This window comes from Streptococcus mitis (assembly GCF_002005545.1).
GTDB classification, from domain to species: Bacteria; Bacillota; Bacilli; order Lactobacillales; family Streptococcaceae; genus Streptococcus; species Streptococcus mitis_I.
This window is the reverse complement of sequence record NZ_LBMT01000001.1, coordinates 2,052,154-2,069,206: the sequence shown is the minus strand read 5'-3', so window position 1 is coordinate 2,069,206 and position 17,053 is coordinate 2,052,154. Positions and strand designations below refer to the sequence as shown.

Annotated in this window: 19 protein-coding genes; 17 read left to right on the top strand and 2 right to left on the bottom strand. The window is 39.8% G+C overall.

What is annotated here, in order from left to right:
• Nucleotides 1-3 precede the first annotated feature (3 nt).
• Genes gtfA through asp5 form a run of 4 tightly spaced genes read left to right on the top strand, consistent with a single transcriptional unit; the run spans nt 4 to nt 3,255 of the window.
• Complete coding sequence (gene gtfA / locus QS39_RS10415; RefSeq protein WP_077805479.1) at nt 4-1,515, top strand: accessory Sec system glycosyltransferase GtfA; 1,512 nt, start codon at nt 4-6, stop codon at nt 1,513-1,515.
• Entirely contained in the window at nt 1,508-2,845 is a 1,338-nt protein-coding gene (gene gtfB / locus QS39_RS10410; protein ID WP_077805478.1) for an accessory Sec system glycosylation chaperone GtfB, read from the top strand. Before gtfA ends, gtfB begins: the two co-directional genes overlap by 8 nt.
• A 1-nt stretch (nt 2,846) precedes the next feature.
• Entirely contained in the window at nt 2,847-3,026 is a 180-nt protein-coding gene (asp4, locus tag QS39_RS10405) for an accessory Sec system protein Asp4 (RefSeq protein WP_001287962.1), read from the top strand.
• A gap of 4 nt (nt 3,027-3,030) precedes the next feature.
• Nucleotides 3,031-3,255: an accessory Sec system protein Asp5 gene (asp5, locus tag QS39_RS10400; protein WP_077805477.1), complete on the top strand. Its 225-nt coding sequence runs from the start codon at nt 3,031-3,033 to the stop codon at nt 3,253-3,255.
• Between the two features lie 249 nt (nt 3,256-3,504).
• Here the strand turns inward: asp5 and QS39_RS10390 are convergent, their stop codons facing one another.
• Nucleotides 3,505-4,455 carry an aromatic acid exporter family protein gene (locus tag QS39_RS10390; protein ID WP_077805476.1) on the bottom strand — a complete coding sequence of 317 codons (951 nt, stop codon included), beginning with the start codon at nt 4,453-4,455 and terminating at the stop codon, nt 3,505-3,507.
• Between the two features lie 67 nt (nt 4,456-4,522).
• Nucleotides 4,523-5,728 (bottom strand): serine/threonine transporter SstT, encoded by a 1,206-nt coding sequence (sstT, locus tag QS39_RS10385; RefSeq protein WP_033678026.1) that lies wholly within the window; start codon nt 5,726-5,728, stop codon nt 4,523-4,525.
• A 151-nt stretch (nt 5,729-5,879) separates the two neighbouring features.
• On the opposite strand from sstT, the gene QS39_RS10380 reads away from it, so the two are divergent.
• The 13 genes from QS39_RS10380 (at nt 5,880) to QS39_RS10320 (ending at nt 17,003) form a co-directional block, all read left to right on the top strand.
• Nucleotides 5,880-6,446: a mechanosensitive ion channel family protein gene (locus QS39_RS10380; protein WP_077805475.1), complete on the top strand. Its 567-nt coding sequence runs from the start codon at nt 5,880-5,882 to the stop codon at nt 6,444-6,446.
• A gap of 51 nt (nt 6,447-6,497) precedes the next feature.
• Entirely contained in the window at nt 6,498-7,406 is a 909-nt protein-coding gene (locus tag QS39_RS10375) for a magnesium transporter CorA family protein (protein WP_033678022.1), read from the top strand.
• A 14-nt stretch (nt 7,407-7,420) separates the two neighbouring features.
• On the top strand, nt 7,421-7,948 hold the full coding sequence (locus QS39_RS10370; RefSeq protein ID WP_077805474.1) for a YqeG family HAD IIIA-type phosphatase: 528 nt from the start codon (nt 7,421-7,423) through the stop codon (nt 7,946-7,948).
• Nucleotides 7,949-7,950: 2 nt separating this feature from the next.
• Nucleotides 7,951-9,057, top strand: coding sequence for a ribosome biogenesis GTPase YqeH (gene yqeH / locus QS39_RS10365; protein WP_077805473.1), 1,107 nt, complete (start codon nt 7,951-7,953; stop codon nt 9,055-9,057).
• 211 nt (nt 9,058-9,268) lie between these two features.
• The gene (yhbY, locus tag QS39_RS10360; protein ID WP_000060169.1) at nt 9,269-9,580 is read left to right on the top strand and encodes a ribosome assembly RNA-binding protein YhbY; all 312 of its coding nucleotides are present in this window, start codon (nt 9,269-9,271) and stop codon (nt 9,578-9,580) included.
• Between the two features lie 51 nt (nt 9,581-9,631).
• Complete coding sequence (locus QS39_RS10355; protein ID WP_077805472.1) at nt 9,632-10,261, top strand: nicotinate-nucleotide adenylyltransferase; 630 nt, start codon at nt 9,632-9,634, stop codon at nt 10,259-10,261.
• Nucleotides 10,261-10,854, top strand: a complete 594-nt coding sequence (yqeK, locus tag QS39_RS10350; protein WP_077805471.1) for a bis(5'-nucleosyl)-tetraphosphatase (symmetrical) YqeK — start codon at nt 10,261-10,263, stop codon at nt 10,852-10,854. The genes QS39_RS10355 and yqeK overlap by 1 nt, the downstream gene beginning before the upstream one ends.
• Nucleotides 10,855-11,205, top strand: a complete 351-nt coding sequence (gene rsfS / locus QS39_RS10345; RefSeq protein WP_077805470.1) for a ribosome silencing factor — start codon at nt 10,855-10,857, stop codon at nt 11,203-11,205.
• A 216-nt stretch (nt 11,206-11,421) separates the two neighbouring features.
• Entirely contained in the window at nt 11,422-12,162 is a 741-nt protein-coding gene (locus QS39_RS10340; RefSeq protein WP_077805469.1) for a class I SAM-dependent DNA methyltransferase, read from the top strand.
• A gap of 9 nt (nt 12,163-12,171) precedes the next feature.
• Nucleotides 12,172-13,269, top strand: coding sequence for a nucleotidyltransferase (locus tag QS39_RS10335; RefSeq protein WP_077805468.1), 1,098 nt, complete (start codon nt 12,172-12,174; stop codon nt 13,267-13,269).
• 131 nt (nt 13,270-13,400) lie between these two features.
• The gene (locus QS39_RS10330) at nt 13,401-13,655 is read left to right on the top strand and encodes a type II toxin-antitoxin system Phd/YefM family antitoxin (protein ID WP_180375037.1); all 255 of its coding nucleotides are present in this window, start codon (nt 13,401-13,403) and stop codon (nt 13,653-13,655) included.
• 3 nt (nt 13,656-13,658) lie between these two features.
• On the top strand, nt 13,659-13,913 hold the full coding sequence (locus QS39_RS10325) for a Txe/YoeB family addiction module toxin (protein ID WP_077805466.1): 255 nt from the start codon (nt 13,659-13,661) through the stop codon (nt 13,911-13,913).
• A 342-nt stretch (nt 13,914-14,255) separates the two neighbouring features.
• The gene (locus QS39_RS10320) at nt 14,256-17,003 is read left to right on the top strand and encodes an SIR2 family protein (RefSeq protein WP_033678006.1); all 2,748 of its coding nucleotides are present in this window, start codon (nt 14,256-14,258) and stop codon (nt 17,001-17,003) included.
• The last annotated feature ends 50 nt before the right edge of the window (nt 17,004-17,053 follow it).

Genomic DNA, 17,053 nt, shown 5'->3' with positions numbered 1-17,053 from the left:
AATATGACAATTTACAATATAAATTTAGGACTTGGCTGGGCTAGTAGCGGTGTTGAATACGCACAAGCCTATCGTGCTGGTGTTTTTCGGAAATTAAATCTGTCCTCTAAGTTTATCTTTACAGATATGATTTTAGCCGATAATATTCAGCACTTAACCGCCAATATTGGTTTTGATGATGATCAAGTGATCTGGCTTTATAATCATTTTACAGATATCAAAATTGCACCGACAAGTGTGACAGTGGATGATGTCTTGACTTATTTTGGTGGTGTCGAAAGTCGTAGAGAAAAGAATGGGAAGGTCTTGCGTGTCTTCTTTTCTGACCAAGATAAGTTTGTAACCTGTTATTTGGTGGATGAGAACAAGGACTTGGTTCAACATGCCGAGTATGTCTTTAAAGGAAAACTGATTCGTAAGGATTACTTTTCTTATACGCGTTATTGTAGCGAATACTTTGCTCCCAAGGACAATGTTGCAGTATTATATCAGCGAACCTTTTACAATGAAGACGGGACTCCAGTCTATGATATCTTGATGAATCAAGGGAAGGAAGAAGTTTACCGTTTCAAGGATAAGATTTTCTATGGGAAGCCAGCTTTCATGCGTGCTTTTATGAAATCCTTGAATTTGAACAAGTCTGATTTGGTCATTCTGGATAGGGAGACAGGCATTGGTCAGGTTGTGTTTGAGGAAGCACAAGTTGCACATCTAGCGGTAGTTGTTCATGCGGAGCATTATAGTGAAAATGCTACAAACGAGGACTATATCCTTTGGAACAACTATTATGACTATCAGTTTACCAATGCAGATAAGGTTGACTTCTTTATCGTATCAACTGACAGACAAAATGAAGTGTTGCAAGAGCAATTTGCCAAATATACTCAGCATCAACCAAAGATTGTTACCATTCCTGTAGGTAGTATTGATTCCTTGACTGAGTCAAGTCAGGGGCGTAAACCTTTTTCATTGATTACCGCTTCACGTCTTGCCAAAGAAAAACACATTGACTGGTTGGTCAAGGCGGTCATTGAAGCTCGTAAGGAAATTCCTGAATTAACCTTTGATATCTATGGTAGTGGTGGAGAAGATTCTCTGCTTAGAGAAATTATTGCAACTCATCAGGCTGAGAATTATATCCAGCTCAAGGGACATGCGGAACTTTCGCAGATTTATAGCCAGTATGAAGTCTATTTGACTGCTTCTACCAGCGAAGGCTTTGGTTTGACCTTGATGGAAGCTATTGGTTCAGGTCTACCTCTAATCGGTTTTGATGTGCCTTATGGTAATCAGACCTTTATAGAAGATGGGAAAAATGGTTATTTAATTCCAAGTTCATCTGACCATGTAGAAGATCAAATCAAGCAAGCTTTTTCAACTAAGATTTGTCAATTGTATCAAGAAAATCGTTTGGAAGCTATGCGTGCCCATTCTTACCAAATTGCAGAAGGCTTCTTAACCGAAGAAATTTTAGAAAAGTGGAAGAAAACAGTAGAGGAGGTGCTCCATGATTGAACTTTATGATCGATATAGTCAGGAAAGTCGAGATTTACATGAAAGTCTAGTAGCTACTGGTCTTTCCCAACTTGGAGTGGTCATCGATGCAGATGGTTTTCTGCCTGATGGTCTGGTTTCTCCTTTTACCTATTATCTAGCTTACGAGGATGGAAAACCTCTCTATTTTAACCAAGTTCCCGTTCCAGATTTTTGGGAAATTATGGGGAATAATAGTTCAGCAACTATTAATGATTTATTACAGGAGAGGGCTGTCATTCATTATGCAGAGGGTCTGCAGGCTCGCTTGGTTAAACAGGTAGATTGGAAAGACTTAGACGGTCGAGTACGCCAGGTTGACCATTACAATCGCTTCGGAGCTTGCTTTGCTACAACGACCTATAGCGCAGATAGTGAGCCGATTATGACAGTTTACCAAGATGTCAATGGTCAGGAAGTCTTGCTGGAAAACCATGTAACGGGAGATATCTTATTGACTTTGCCTGGTCAGTCCATGCGTTACTTTGCAAATAAGGTTGAATTTATCACCTTCTTTTTGCAAGATTTGGAAATAGATACAAGCCAGCTTATCTTTAATACTCTAGCGACTCCTTTCTTGGTTTCCTTCCATCATCCAGATAAATCTGGCTCAGATATCCTAGTTTGGCAGGAACCTCTTTATGATGCCATTCCAGGCAATATGCAGTTGATTTTGGAAAGTGATGATGTGCGTACTAAGAAAATTATCATTCCAAATAAGGCGACTTATGAGCGCGCTTTAGAGTTGACTGACGAGAAATACCATGCTCAGTTTGTGCACTTGGGTTACCATTACCAGTTTAAACGCGATAATTTCCTAAGACGAGATGCCTTAATCTTGACTAATTCCGATCAGATTGAGCAAGTAGAAGCAATCGTAGAAGCCTTGCCTGATGTCACTTTCCGTATCGCAGCGGTGACAGAGATGTCTTCTAAGCTCTTAGACATGCTTCGCTATCCTAATGTGGTCCTTTATCAGAACGCTAGTCCACAGAAGATTCATGAGCTCTATCAATTGTCGGATATTTACTTGGATATAAATCATAGCAATGAGTTGTTGCAGGCGGTGCGTCAGGCCTTTGAGCACAATCTCTTGATTCTTGGATTTAACCAAACGGTACACAATAGACTCTATATCGCTCCTGATCATCTATTTGAAAGTAGTGAAGTTTCTGCTTTGGTTGAGACCATTAAACTGGCCCTTTCAGATGTTGATCAAATGCGTCAGGCACTTGGAAAGCAAGGCCAACATGCAAATTATGTTGACTTGGTACGATATCAGGAAACCATGCAAACTGTTTTAGGAGGCTAACATGTCAGAGGAAGATTTATTTTACAAAGACGTTGAAGGTCGCATGGAAGAGTTGAAACAAAAACCTATCAAGAAGGAAAAAGAAACCCGAGGGGAAAAGATTAGTAAGACTTTTTCACTCTTACTGGGTTTGATGATTCTGATTGGTTTGCTCTTTACTTTGCTGGGAATTTTGAGGTAGGTCTATGATTGAAATACTAATTGTTTTAGCTATTATCCTATCTCTTGCTTTGATTGTATTGGTAACTATACAACCCCGTCAAAATCAATTATTCTCTATGGATGCCACTAGTAATATTGGTAAACCAAGCTACTGGCAGAGCAATACCTTGGTAAAGGTGCTCACTTTATTGGTGAGTTTGTCCTTATTCGTTTTACTATTAACCTTTATGGTGATAACTTACAAATAAAATAAAACTTCAGATAATCACCTTTTGTGATTGGTCTGAAGTTTTATTTTTTATACTCAATGAAAATCAAAGAGCAAACTAGGAAGCTAGCCGCATGCTGTTCAAAACACTGTTTTGAGGTTGTGGATAGAACTGACGAAGTCAGCTCAAAACACTGTTTTGAGGTTGTGGATAGAACTGACGAAGTCAGTAACATATATACGACAAGGTGAAGCTGACGTGGTTTGAGGAGATTTTCGAAGAGTATTACTATCCATATTTTTGATAAAAGTCAACTTTCACTTGGATGAAGGTTTTGGCTTCACGTAGGAGTTGAAGAAGGGTGGCGCGGGTTTCAAATTCGTCTCTTGTTTTGGGCAGACTGCGGTTGCGAAAGACTTCCAGATAGCGTTCAATTTCATCTAGTAAATCAGAAGCAGGATTGGTCTGGCTCAGTTGACTAGCAATTTTTGAAAAGAGCTGCGCTAAAATCAGGCTTTCACTGGCAGCTAGGTGACAGGTGTTGATTTGCTGGCACATATTTCGTAGGATACGACTTTGTCGCTGTCTCATCTCAAAGTAGTGGATATGGTAGTCGGTCTGGTGAAAGAGGTGGTCAGAGTGATCCAAATAGACCAGTCTGAGGGCTTCTTCCAACAGCGTGTCTAATTCTTCAACCAGCTGTGCTCGGTTGCGTCCATCCCCTCTGGATAAATAATATTTGAAGCGTAGGAGGATATCTTTTAACTTTTCTTCTACCAATGTGTGGTAGTGCTGGATTTCCTCTTCTCGTGAAGGCATGTAGAGATTAACAAGCAAGGCAAATCCAGTACCGATTGCAAAGAGAAGGAGTTCATTGACTAGAAGATCTGGTGAGGTTGATTCTTGCACCAAGAGATGGCTAACCAAAACGGTGCTTGGTGTGATGCCAATTTCCCAGCTCATCTTGTAGGCTAGGGGCACATAAAGGGCTAGGTAGAGGCCAAGGCTCCAGATATGAAATCCGCTCAAGTGAAAAGCCAGAACCCCGATAACCAGAGCCAGAAGCATGGAAAAGAGCCGATTGCGGGCCAGTTTTAAAGTACTTCTACGTGTATCAGATAGGCTCAAGAGGGCGATGATTCCAGCCGAGACAGCTGACGAAAGATTGAGAAAATAAGCAAGAAGGCAGGCAAGACAGGTAGCTAAGATGAGCTTGGCAGTACGTTGGCTAATAGACATAAGAATTTCCTAATAAGTTAGAATAAAAGCGTAAAAGACAAGACCTGAGCAGGCTTGTCTTTATGAGTTATTTTTTACGGGCTGCTGCGTATTCGGCAACGGCGGTAAAGAGGACATCTGTAGAAGAGTTAAGGGCTGTTTCACATGAGTCTTGGATGACACCAATCACAAATCCAACCCCAACAACTTGCATGGCAATATCGTTAGAAATGCCAAAAAGGCTACAAGCAACTGGGATAAGAAGGAGGGAACCACCAGCGATACCAGAAGCACCACAGGCTGAAATAGCTGCTACCACACTGAGGACAAAGGCTGTGGCAAAGTCAACAGGGATTCCCAAAGTATTTACTGCAGCAAGGGTCAAAACGTTAATAGTAATCGCTGCCCCGGCCATGTTGATAGTAGAACCAAGTGGGATAGAAACAGAATAGGTATCTGGATCCAGTCCAAGGTCGTGGCAAAGTTTCATGTTGACAGGGATGTTGGCAGCAGAACTACGAGTAAAGAAGGCTGTCACACCGCTGACACGCAAACATTTCCAAACGAGGGGATAAGGGTTTCTCTTCATAAAGAGGAAAGCAATCAATGGATTGACTACTAAGGCCACAAAGAACATGGTTGTCACCAAGAGGGCAAGTAAGATTCCGTAGTTGGCTAGGCTTCCGATTCCCTTATCAGAGATGGTTTTGAAGACAAGACCAAGGATACCAAATGGAGCTAGGTTAATGATCCATTCGACAATCTTAGAAGTCACATCAGCCATGGTTTTCAGCAATTCTTTACTATTTTTGCTGGCTTCTCTCATGGCAATCCCGAAAACAACTGCCCATGATAGGATACCAATGTAGTTGGCTGTGACAAGGGCATTAACTGGATTGTCAACCAGTTTGAGCAAGAGGTTGCTGAGGACCTGTCCAATCCCATCTGGTGGAGCAATATCGGTATTAGCGCTATTTAAGGTAATTTCAACAGGGACGATGAAACTTGCTAGTACAGCGATGAGGGCAGCGGCGAAGGTTCCCACCAAGTAAAGGAAGATAACGGTTTTCATATTGCTATCTTGTCCCTTTTGATGTTGGGAAAGGGCATTGGCAACGAGGGCAAAGACCAGAATCGGTGCGATGGCTTTGAGGCCACCAACAAAGAGATCTCCCAGCAGGCCAATTCCTGAAATGTTAGGAAGTGTCAGTCCTAGGGTTCCTCCAATAAGCATACCAATCAAAATTCGTTTGATTAGGCTTGCCTTATTCCAAGCATGAATGAATTTTTTCATAACAATCTCCTTTGTTGTGTAATGTTTATGATTATAGTATAAATATGAACTAAAATCAAGAATTTTCTGTCTATTTTTGAAATTATTTTTGAAGATTTATGGGGAATGACACTTTATGAAAGTATGGTATAATAAATGAAAGGAGTTTTCTATGCAAGAATTTATTCAAACCTATCTCAATAAGCTTGATATAACAACGATTATCGAGAATATCTTAACCAAGCTACTTTCTCTTTTATTCTTATTTTCACTCTTTTATATAGCTAAAAAGCTACTTCATACCATGGTGCAGAGAATTGTTAAACCTTCTCTAAAAATGTCTCGTCATGATGTCGGGCGTCAGAAAACCATCTCACGTCTGTTAGAAAATGTGTTTAATTATACCCTTTATTTCTTTTTACTCTACTGCATTTTGTCGATTTTAGGTTTGCCTGTTTCGAGTTTGCTGGCAGGGGCTGGGATTGCTGGGGTGGCCATTGGTATGGGAGCCCAAGGCTTTCTGTCTGATGTCATCAATGGCTTTTTTATCCTCTTTGAACGCCAACTGGATGTGGGAGATGAGGTTGTTCTGACAAATGGTCCCATTACTGTATCGGGCAAGGTGGTTAGTGTTGGCATTCGAACAACTCAACTCAGAGGAGAAGATCAGGTTCTACACTTCGTTCCCAATCGGAATATCACCGTCGTCAGCAATTTCTCTCGGACAGACCAGGCCTGAAATTTTAGCAGATTTATGGTACAATAGAAAGAGTTTGGTAAAGGAGAGAAGATGTTTTTAGAAAAACAGTTGGGCAATGGTTGTACCTGGATTAACCTAGATTTGGACAAGTTGAAAAAACTAGAGGACCTTTCTGAAATCTACGGTTTGGACAAGGAAACCATTGAATACGCGCTGGATAGAAATGAGCGTGCCCACATGGATTATCACCGCGAAAATGGGACTGTGACCTTTATCTACAATGTCTTGAACTTGAAAAAGGATAAGGCCTACTACGAAGCCTTTCCCATGACCTTTATCGTGGAACATCGTCGCCTGATTACCATTAGTAATACCAAGAATGCCTATGTCATTGAACAGATGACCCGTTATCTGGAGAGTCATGACACGCTTTCGATTTACAAGTTTCTCTTTGCCAGTCTGGAAATCATCAGCAATGCCTACTACCCTGTCATCGAGCAGATGGATAAGAGTAAGGATGAGGTCAATGGCCTCTTGCGCCAGCGGACGACTAAGAAAAACCTCTTTGCCCTTTCCGACTTGGAAACTGGTATGGTTTATCTTACTGCGGCTGCCAAGCAAAATCGCATGTTGCTGGAACATATCCAAGGTCATGCCCTCTATCGCAGTTTTAACGAGATTGAGAGAGAGCAGTTTGATGATGCCATGATTGAGGCTCATCAGCTGGTATCCATGACAGACTTGATTTCTCAAGTCCTCCAACAACTATCAGCATCTTACAACAACATCCTAAACAATAATCTGAATGATAATTTGACAACCTTGACCATCATTTCAGTCTTGCTAGCTGTTTTGGCAGTTGTGACAGGCTTTTTTGGAATGAATGTTCCCCTACCTTTAACAGATGAGCCCCATGCTTGGCTCTACATCAGTTTGGCTAGTGCTGGGTTGTGGATTGTCCTGTCATTGTTGCTAAGGAAAATTGCGAAAAAAAGTTAAGAAAAGGAGCCAGAATGGCGATTGAAAACTACATGCCAGACTTTGCTGTAGAAGCAGTTTATGATTTGACAGTCCAAAGCCTGCAGGCGCAGGGAATCAAGGCTGTTTTGGTCGATTTGGACAATACCCTCATTGCTTGGAACAACCCTGACGGGACGCCAGAGATGAAGCAATGGCTACATGATCTTCAGGATGCGGGCATTGCTATTATCGTAGTCTCAAATAATACCAAAAAACGAGTTCAACGCGCAGTTGAGAAATTTGGGATTGATTACGTTTATTGGGCCTTGAAGCCCTTCACATTTGGGATTGACCGTGCCATGAAGGAATTCCACTATGAGAAAAGTGAAGTGGTCATGGTAGGCGACCAGCTCATGACAGATATTCGAGCAGCCCACCGTGCTGGCATTCGCTCGATTTTAGTCAAACCCTTGGTCCAACATGACTCGATCAAAACGCAGATTAACCGAGCTCGTGAGCGCCGTGTGATGCGAAAAATCACTGAACAGTACGGACCGATTACATATAAAAAAGGAATTTAACTATGGAAGAAATTCTCTGTATTGGTTGTGGAGCAACCATTCAGACGACAGACAAGGCTGGTCTTGGTTTTACCCCCCAGTCAGCACTTGAAAAAGGTTTGGAGAATGGCGAAGTCTATTGCCAACGCTGTTTTCGTCTCCGCCACTACAATGAAATCACGGATGTCCAGTTGACGGACGATGATTTCCTCAAGCTCTTGCACGAGGTGGGAGACAGTGATGCCTTAGTAGTCAATGTCATTGATATCTTTGACTTTAATGGCTCTGTCATCCCAGGCTTGCCACGTTTTGTATCAGGCAATGATGTCCTCTTGGTCGGAAATAAAAAAGATATCCTGCCCAAGTCAGTAAAACCAGGAAAGATTAGCCAGTGGCTGATGGAGCGTGCCCATGAAGAAGGGCTTCGTCCAGTCGATGTCGTCCTAACTTCAGCCCAAAACAAGCATGCCATTAAGGAAGTTATTGACAAAATCGAGCATTATCGTAAGGGTCGTGATGTCTATGTGGTCGGTGTAACCAACGTTGGAAAATCAACTCTAATCAATGCCATTATCCAAGAAATAACGGGTGACCAAAATGTCATTACGACTTCGCGCTTCCCAGGGACAACATTGGACAAGATTGAGATTCCGCTTGACGACGGATCTTATATTTATGATACGCCGGGAATCATCCACCGTCACCAGATGGCCCACTACTTGACGGCTAAAAACCTCAAGTATGTCAGCCCCAAAAAGGAAATCAAGCCTAAAACCTATCAGCTTAATCCTGAACAAACCCTGTTTTTAGGAGGTCTCGGACGCTTTGACTTCATTGCAGGTGAAAAGCAAGGATTCACAGCCTTCTTTGACAATGAACTCAAACTCCACCGTACCAAGCTTGAAGGCGCTGGTGCTTTCTACGACAAGCACCTCGGAACACTTTTGACACCACCAAATAGCAAGGAAAAAGAAGATTTTCCAAAACTAGTTCAGCATGTATTTAACATTAAGGAAAAGACAGACCTAGTCATCTCAGGCCTAGGCTGGATCCGTGTAACAGGCACAGCCAAAGTCGCCGTCTGGGCACCAGAAGGCGTTGCCGTCGTCACACGAAAAGCAATTATTTAAAATAAAATCACTGAGCGAACAAAGTGAGCTCATACAAAGATAGTTATTGCCGTGGTGTCTTGCCAATCGATAGATTGGCAAGGGGCACAATTGAGACCAAGGCTCAATTGTGAGGTCAGGAAATCCATTTTTCAAAGATGAGATCTTTGGAAAATTAGTTCCGACCGTCCCTCACCACCTAAAATAACTATCAAAAAACAAGGAAGAAATTATGTCATTAACATCAAAACAACGTGCCTTCCTCAACAGCCAGGCACACACTCTCAAACCCATCATCCAAATCGGAAAAAATGGACTGAACGACCAAATCAAAACCAGCGTCCGTCAGGCACTTGACGCCCGTGAATTGATCAAGGTTACTCTTTTGCAAAACACAGATGAAAATATCCACGAAGTAGCTGAAATCTTGGAAGAAGAAATTGGTGTGGATACAGTCCAAAAAATCGGACGAATCTTGATTTTGTTTAAACAATCTAGCAAGAAAGAGAATCGCAAGATTTCTAAAAAAGTCAAAGAAATCTAAAAAAACTACTCCAAACAACTGTTTTTACAGAGAAATAAAGGAGACTAGCCTATGGCAATCGAATTATTGACTCCCTTTACCAAGGTAGAGTTGGAGCCAGAAATCAAGGAGAAAAAACGCAAACAAGTCGGGATTCTAGGGGGGAATTTTAACCCTGTTCACAATGCCCATCTGATCGTTGCGGACCAAGTACGGCAACAGTTGGGACTGGAACAGATTCTGCTCATGCCTGAATACCAACCTCCTCACGTAGATAAAAAAGAAACCATCCCTGAACACCATCGTCTCAAGATGCTTGAATTGGCGATTAAGGGGATTGAAGGGATAGTCATTGAAACAATCGAGTTAGAGCGCAAGGGCATTTCCTATACCTACGACACCATGAAGCTTCTAACTGAGAAGAATCCAGACACAGATTATTACTTTATCATCGGTGCCGACATGGTGGACTATCTGCCTAAGTGGTACCGAATTGATGAACTGGTCGACATGGTTCAGTTTGTGGGGGTTCAGCGTCCACGCTACAAGGCTGGAACTTCCTATCCAGTTATCTGGGTGGATGTGCCTCTCATGGATATCTCATCCAGCATGGTGCGTGACTTCATTGCTCAAGGTCGGAAACCCAACTTTCTCCTGCCTCAGCCGGTGCTAGACTATATCGAGAAGGAGGGGCTCTACTGATGGCCTATCAAGACTATATCAACTGCTCTCGTGAGGCTTTGTTGGAAAAAATGGCAGAGCTTCTACCTGAAAAACGTTTAACCCATTGTCTAGGTGTGGAGCGTGCAGCCATAGAACTGGCCCAACGATTTGGAGTCGATGCCGAGAAAGCAGGTCTTGCAGGCCTTCTTCATGACTATGCTAAAAAGCTGTCAGATCAGGAATTTTTAGACTTAATTGGCCGTTATCAGCTAGACTCTAACCTCAAAAACTGGGGCAATAATGTCTGGCATGGTATGGTCGGAATTTACAAGATTCAGGAAGACTTGGATTTGGATGATTCTGAAATCCTGCGAGCCATTGAAATCCATACAGTCGGGGCGGCTCAGATGACAGACTTAGATAAGGTTATCTATGTAGCAGACTATATCGAGCATAATCGAGCCTTTCCTGGAGTAGATGTGGCGCGTGAGATTGCAAGTCTATCGCTCAATAAGGCGGTGGCCTACGAAACAGCTCGAACCGTGGAGCATCTAGCTCATCAGGGATTCCCCATCTATCCCCAAACCCTTGAAACCTATAACGCCTTTGTGCACTATTTGAAAGAGGACTAAATGAACGAAAAAGAATTATTAGAACTAGTCGTGAAAGCGGCTGATGAGAAACGTGCGGAGGATATCCTTGCACTTGATGTACAAGATTTGACTAGCGTGACGGATTACTTTGTTATTACTAGTTCAATGAATAGCCGCCAGTTGGATGCTATCTCTGATAATATCCGTGAAAAAGTAGCCCAAGCAGGTTTTAAAGGTAGCCATGTCGAAGGCGATGCAGCTGGAGGCTGGGTCTTACTGGATCTAGGTGCTATCGTAGTGCATGTCTTTTCAGAAGAAATGCGTGCCCACTATAACCTAGAAAAACTATGGCATGAGGCGGATTCTGTAGATTTATCTGAAACTTTATAGTCTTTTCCTTTATCTTTTATTACGGCGTTAACTCGTTTTGCCTAACTCCAGTTATGCCTGCAACTCGTTGCCTAGTACTAAAAGCAAACGAAAAGACTATAGTGTACAATTGAACTCAGTTGTAGTCAACTGGGTTTCTTTGCTTATTTTAGAAAAAAAGATAGAAAGGTATAGGGCGAGTGGTGTTTGCCATGGAGGCTCTTGGTATCATGTTTTATGGCAACTTATGAAACCTTTGCGGCGGTCTATGATGCGGTCATGGACGATAGTTTATACGATAAATGGACGGACTTTTCTCTTCGTCATTTGCCTAAGACCAAGGAGAGAAAGAAACTCTTGGACTTGGCTTGTGGGACAGGAATTCAATCGGTGCGCTTCTCTCAGGCTGGTTTTGATGTGACTGGTCTGGACTTGAGTGCTGATATGTTGAAGATTGCTAAGAAGAGAGCGGCTTCAGCCAAGCAAAAGATTGAATTTATTGAAGGCAATATGCTGGATTTGTCCAAGGCAGGTCAATATGATTTTGTCACTTGTTATTCGGACTCAATCTGCTACATGCAGGATGAGGTGGAAGTAGGGGACGTCTTTAAGGAGGTGTATAATGCTCTCAACGAAGATGGAGTTTTCATCTTTGATGTGCATTCGACTTACCAGACGGATGAGGTTTTTCCAGGCTATTCCTACCATGAAAATGCGGAAGATTTCGCCATGCTTTGGGATACCTATGAGGATGCAGCACCTCACTCCATCGTCCATGAGCTGACTTTCTTTGTCAAGGAGGCGGACGGTTCCTTTAGTCGTCACGATGAAGTACATGAAGAGCGGACCTATGAAGTCTTGACCTATGATATTTTGCTGGAACAGGCTGGATTCAAGTCCTTCAAACTCTATGCGGATTTTGAGGACAAGGAGCCAACAGAAACTAGCACCCGTTGGTTTTTTGTCGCGCAGAAGTAGGAGATTACCATGACCATCACAGGTATTATCGCGGAGTTCAATCCTTTTCATAATGGGCATAAATACCTGCTGGAGCAGGCTGAGGGACTGAAAATCGTTGCCATGTCTGGGAATTTCATGCAGCGTGGGGAGCCTGCTATTGTGGATAAGTGGACTCGGGCCCAGATGGCGTTGGAAAACGGAGCGGATCTGGTAGTAGAATTGCCCTTTTTAGTCAGTGTTCAGGCGGCGGATTTTTTCGCCCAAGGGGCTGTGGATATCTTGGCGCGTTTGGGTATTGATACTCTAGCTTTTGGTACAGAGGAAGTTCTGGACTACCAGAAAATTGCTGACTTATACACAGAGCAAGGTGTTGAGATGGAGAAATTTGTGGAAAATCTGCCTGATTCCCTTTCCTATCCCCAGAAAACCCAAGCTATGTGGAAGGAATTTGCTGGTCTTGATTTTTCAGGCAATACGCCCAACCATGTTCTTGCTCTTGCATATGTCAAAGCAGTTGCTGGACGAAACATCAAGTTGCATCCGATTCAGCGTCAGGGAGCTGGCTATCATTCTGTGGATAAGGATGTGGACTTTGCCTCGGCGACAGCCCTGCGTCAGCACCAGAAGGACCAAGATTTCTTAGAACACTTTATGCCTTCTGTTGCCCTCTTTGAGCAGGCCAGTAAGGTGAGCTGGGAAGACTATTTTCCCTTGCTCCGCTATCAAATCTTGTCCAATCCCGACCTAACTACCATCTATCAGGTCAATCAAGAAATGGCAGTACGCATCAAGGATGCCATCAAGACAGCCCAGTCTGTGGAAGACTTGGTTGAGGCGGTTGCGACCAAACGTTACACCAAGGCGCGTGTCAGACGTCTTTTGACCTATATTTTGGTGCAAGCTAGAGAAAGTGATTTGCCAGAAGCCATTCATGTCCTTGGATTTACTGAAAAAGGCAGGCAACACCTTAAGTCTCTGAAAGGGCAGGTCAATCTAGTCAGCCGAATTGGCAAAGAACCTTGGGATGTCATGACTCAAAAGGCAGACCAGATTTATCAACTAGGAAATCCAAGTATAGCAGAGCAGAATTTTGGAAGAGTGCCGATAAGAATAGAAACAAACTAAGTCTACTGAAAGGTGGACTTTTTGAGATTTTTTACGAATAAATAGATAGAAAAGAAAATCTTGTACAAGTTCCTGACAATTTCTTTCTTTTCGTGTATAATAGTGGAAAAGAGGTAAAACGAGGTATGGTTATGGAAGCAGTTCTTTACTCAACATTCCGAAATCATTTAAAAGACTACATGAAAAAGGTAAATGATGAATTTGAGCCTTTGACGGTGGTCAATAAAAATCCAAACGAGGACATTGTAGTTCTTTCAAAGAGCGAGTGGGATAGTATTCAAGAAACTCTGAGAATCGCTCAAAATAAGGAGTTATCAGACAAGGTTTTGCGAGGAATGGCTCAAGTCCGTGCTGGAAGCACTCAAGTCCATGTTATTGAGGAGTGAGGAATGCTGCTCAAGTTTACAGAAGATGCCTGGGCAGATTATTGCTACTGGCAAACTCAGGACAAGAAAACGTTGAAAATAATCAATAAACTAATCAAGGATATTCAACGTGATCCCTTTACAGGAATAGGTAAGCCAGAACCACTCAAGTATGACTACCAAGGAGCCTGGTCACGTCGTATCGACGCAGAAAATCGCTTGATTTATATGATGGATGGAGATAGCGTGGCTTTCTTGTCTTTCAAAGATCATTACTAGGTCTACTGAAAGGTAGGCTTTTTATTTTTTAAATTTTAGCTAATAAATTAAAGATAAAGTTGATTGGAAAATGACAGATTTCATAAGTTAAAAAGCCAGTGAAAAATTTTAGTATAATAACTAGGTTCTTGTCCCTTGAATCCGCTTTATAGCTCTTATCTTGTGGTATAATGAAGAGAATTGTTAATATTAAAAATCATAATTGAATATAAAAGACAAACAAATTTTTATATTTATAAACAATGATAAACTCTTATTTATGATTATATAACAGAAAAGAAGAAAATTTCGAAGGATAATTTGTATTTATGTCATACAAACTAATGATAGGATGGTTCAAATATGGAAGAAAATTATAATTTATCTATAACTCAAATAAAGAATTCTATTAAAGAAAATTCCTTAGTTTTGTTTGTTGGTGCAGGAATATCAGCTAATTCTAATCTACCAACTTGGGGAGAATTGATTCAATCATTAAAAAAAGAATTGGACATACCAGAAGAAAGAACAGATAGTCCACTGAGAATTGCTCAGTATTATTATGATACTTTTGGGAAAAATCAGTACACAAAGAAGATAGAAGAAATTTTCTTTAAGAAGGGATTGAGTAAACCAAATGAGTTACATAAATTAATAGAAAAAATTGCACCAAAACATATTATTACGACAAACTATGATTCACTTCTGGAGAGTCAATTTGAAAGTGGCTTGTTAAAGTACAATGTAGTAGCTGAAGATAAAGACATCCCCTATACGAGTTCGGAAAGATACTTGATTAAAATGCATGGTGACTTCAGTAAGAAAAATATTGTTTTGAAAGAAGATGATTATTCAGACTATCATTTGAACTTCCCAATGATTTCTACTTTAATCCAGTCATTGATAATGAATCATACTCTATTGTTTGTGGGGTATTCTCTAAGTGATTCGACTTTTAATTCAATTTTTAGAATGATTCAAAATACATTTAAATTGGATGCTAAAAATGCTTATTTTTATACTCCCGAGGAACCGTCTATGATCATTCGAGAGTATTATAAGAAGCAAGGAATTTTCATTATCTCTAATGAAGAGAATCTAGGTCAGGAGACATCAGAAAAACAGAACAAATTGTATTGCAGGACAAAATATTTTTTAGAGGTTCTATCAGAAAACCGAAGTCAAGATGTAAATAATGCTGATGATTTATGGAATCAACTGGCTTTTTTAGATAGACTTAGTTTTATTGATGCGAAAGATTTTTCTAGATATTCTGATTTAAAGAAAAGGGCTTTAAACTGGGATGATGAGTATTGCTGGTTTGGAAATGATCAATCAAGATTTGAAATTGATGGTCATGAAGAATTACGAATTATGGTATCTAAAAAATCTTTATTAAACCGCTTTCTAGATATGGAGATTGGTGAGCCTAGAGATTTAAAGGGTAATCGATTCTTAAGTAAGGCTTTTAAGTTGTATGAAGAAAAACAATATTCCTTAGCAAAAGCAAAATTTAGAGAACTAGCTAATATAGCATTTCGTCAGAAAGACTATTTTAATTTTTTAGTTTGTGAATTTAATTTTCAGCAAATTCAAATAATTGATAGATACGAAAAAACACCTAGTTATGCAGAGCCACTTTATGATGGAGAATTAAACGAATTAACAGAACAAATTATTAACTCGGTTACTGGAGATGAGAAAAAGATTATAGAATTTTTTAGAGATTCAATCCTTAGTCTCAATTTTTTATATAAAAAATTAGAAACTATTAATGAATTATTTGATGAAATTCGTGAAGAGCATGAAAACTATAGAAGAGGAGGGTGGTCTGAAAATAATCATCTCTTTAATGCGGAGTTTACAGTAAAAAATCTTTATAACTTTTTAAAATTAAATTGTTTATGTGTTGAACATTATAAGATTTATAAATCAATCATTAATAGATATTTAGAAATATTATTACTCAGTTATGATAATTCATATATCAAACCTGAGGCAAGTGTTTTTGATAGAACAGCCTCTTGGCTTAAAAATCTTGATTTGGATGATGTCCAATTAATTCTGCCGAGTATAGATTTTAAGGTTGTAAATTTATATTTTAGAAACTATTCATTTGGCAAAATAAAAGTTACTGAGGAAGCAAAAGAATATTTGTTGAATCGAATTACTCATCTGCAAGAAAGTCTTAAAATTACTGAGGATGAAAAACTTCGAGAACTTAAAAATATACTAACTTTTCTTCCTCTTGTTGATGATATTGACATAGAAAGAGTAATAGATATTTTAAATACTCAGACACTGTATTATAATTGGAGCGAGGAAGTTAAGGGACTTATTAAAAATGTCCTCGCTAATATGGATGCTATTGATAAAGATTCATTGAAATCTAAGATAATTGGGACTGTAAATAAACATTTAAATGAAATATTGGAGAAAAATTTTTCTTTATATAATTCAGTGTACCCACTCTATTCACGGTTACTAGAATATTGCTCAACTGAACAGGAAACTGCAATAATAGTACTCGAAAAATTTAATACAGATATTTTAAGAATAAAATATAAAAATGATGATGTAAAAAGAATTGTAGAATATTCTGATTTGATATGCCACTTTTTTAAGTATTTTGAAGAGGATGTTAAAGATGATATTCTGGATATTCTAAAAGTCTATGAACAATCAGAGAACATTATTTACCACAAAGTAATTGATCTGATGAGTTCGAATGTCTATGATTTTCCTCAGATACAAAATAAAATCTACCATCATTTGATTAAAAGAATTAATGATAAAAGAGATGAGGGGGTTAAAACTTTCCCAGACCCAAGAGAAAAATCTGTATCAGATTTATATAACTTAAGTAGAAAAGGATATTTTTCTGATTTTAAGATTTTAAAAGATATTGAAGAAGATATTCTAGGTCTTTATCCTGAAGTAGATTGGACCTGGTTCCATGATAGAAGTGATGATGTTATCCATCGTCTATTAGAACATAGAACTCCCAATAATATTAAAACTTATTTTTCAAAAAATGAAGAAGATAATAAATTGATTAATGAGTATATTTTAAAAGCTCTAGAAGAGGACAAACTAATATTTAAGAAATAAATTGATACAACTAAGTAAAAATTGTTAAGTTGTGACAAATTTGACCTTGA

What these genes read in the sequence shown, in the direction of transcription:
- QS39_RS10330 (WP_180375037.1), top strand. Translation starts at nt 13,401, where the DNA reads ATGGAAGCAGTTCTTTACTCAACATTCCGAAATCATTTAAAAGACTAC.
- QS39_RS10370 (WP_077805474.1), top strand. Translation starts at nt 7,421, where the DNA reads ATGGCGATTGAAAACTACATGCCAGACTTTGCTGTAGAAGCAGTTTAT.
- yqeH (WP_077805473.1), top strand. Translation starts at nt 7,951, where the DNA reads ATGGAAGAAATTCTCTGTATTGGTTGTGGAGCAACCATTCAGACGACA.
- asp4 (WP_001287962.1), top strand. Translation starts at nt 2,847, where the DNA reads ATGTCAGAGGAAGATTTATTTTACAAAGACGTTGAAGGTCGCATGGAA.
- asp5 (WP_077805477.1), top strand. Translation starts at nt 3,031, where the DNA reads ATGATTGAAATACTAATTGTTTTAGCTATTATCCTATCTCTTGCTTTG.
- QS39_RS10325 (WP_077805466.1), top strand. Translation starts at nt 13,659, where the DNA reads ATGCTGCTCAAGTTTACAGAAGATGCCTGGGCAGATTATTGCTACTGG.
- QS39_RS10320 (WP_033678006.1), top strand. Translation starts at nt 14,256, where the DNA reads ATGGAAGAAAATTATAATTTATCTATAACTCAAATAAAGAATTCTATT.
- gtfA (WP_077805479.1), top strand. Translation starts at nt 4, where the DNA reads ATGACAATTTACAATATAAATTTAGGACTTGGCTGGGCTAGTAGCGGT.
- QS39_RS10390 (WP_077805476.1), bottom strand. Translation starts at nt 4,455, where the DNA reads ATGTCTATTAGCCAACGTACTGCCAAGCTCATCTTAGCTACCTGTCTT.
- QS39_RS10355 (WP_077805472.1), top strand. Translation starts at nt 9,632, where the DNA reads ATGGCAATCGAATTATTGACTCCCTTTACCAAGGTAGAGTTGGAGCCA.
- yhbY (WP_000060169.1), top strand. Translation starts at nt 9,269, where the DNA reads ATGTCATTAACATCAAAACAACGTGCCTTCCTCAACAGCCAGGCACAC.
- gtfB (WP_077805478.1), top strand. Translation starts at nt 1,508, where the DNA reads ATGATTGAACTTTATGATCGATATAGTCAGGAAAGTCGAGATTTACAT.
- QS39_RS10380 (WP_077805475.1), top strand. Translation starts at nt 5,880, where the DNA reads ATGCAAGAATTTATTCAAACCTATCTCAATAAGCTTGATATAACAACG.
- yqeK (WP_077805471.1), top strand. Translation starts at nt 10,261, where the DNA reads ATGGCCTATCAAGACTATATCAACTGCTCTCGTGAGGCTTTGTTGGAA.
- QS39_RS10340 (WP_077805469.1), top strand. Translation starts at nt 11,422, where the DNA reads ATGGCAACTTATGAAACCTTTGCGGCGGTCTATGATGCGGTCATGGAC.
- sstT (WP_033678026.1), bottom strand. Translation starts at nt 5,728, where the DNA reads ATGAAAAAATTCATTCATGCTTGGAATAAGGCAAGCCTAATCAAACGA.
- rsfS (WP_077805470.1), top strand. Translation starts at nt 10,855, where the DNA reads ATGAACGAAAAAGAATTATTAGAACTAGTCGTGAAAGCGGCTGATGAG.
- QS39_RS10375 (WP_033678022.1), top strand. Translation starts at nt 6,498, where the DNA reads ATGTTTTTAGAAAAACAGTTGGGCAATGGTTGTACCTGGATTAACCTA.
- QS39_RS10335 (WP_077805468.1), top strand. Translation starts at nt 12,172, where the DNA reads ATGACCATCACAGGTATTATCGCGGAGTTCAATCCTTTTCATAATGGG.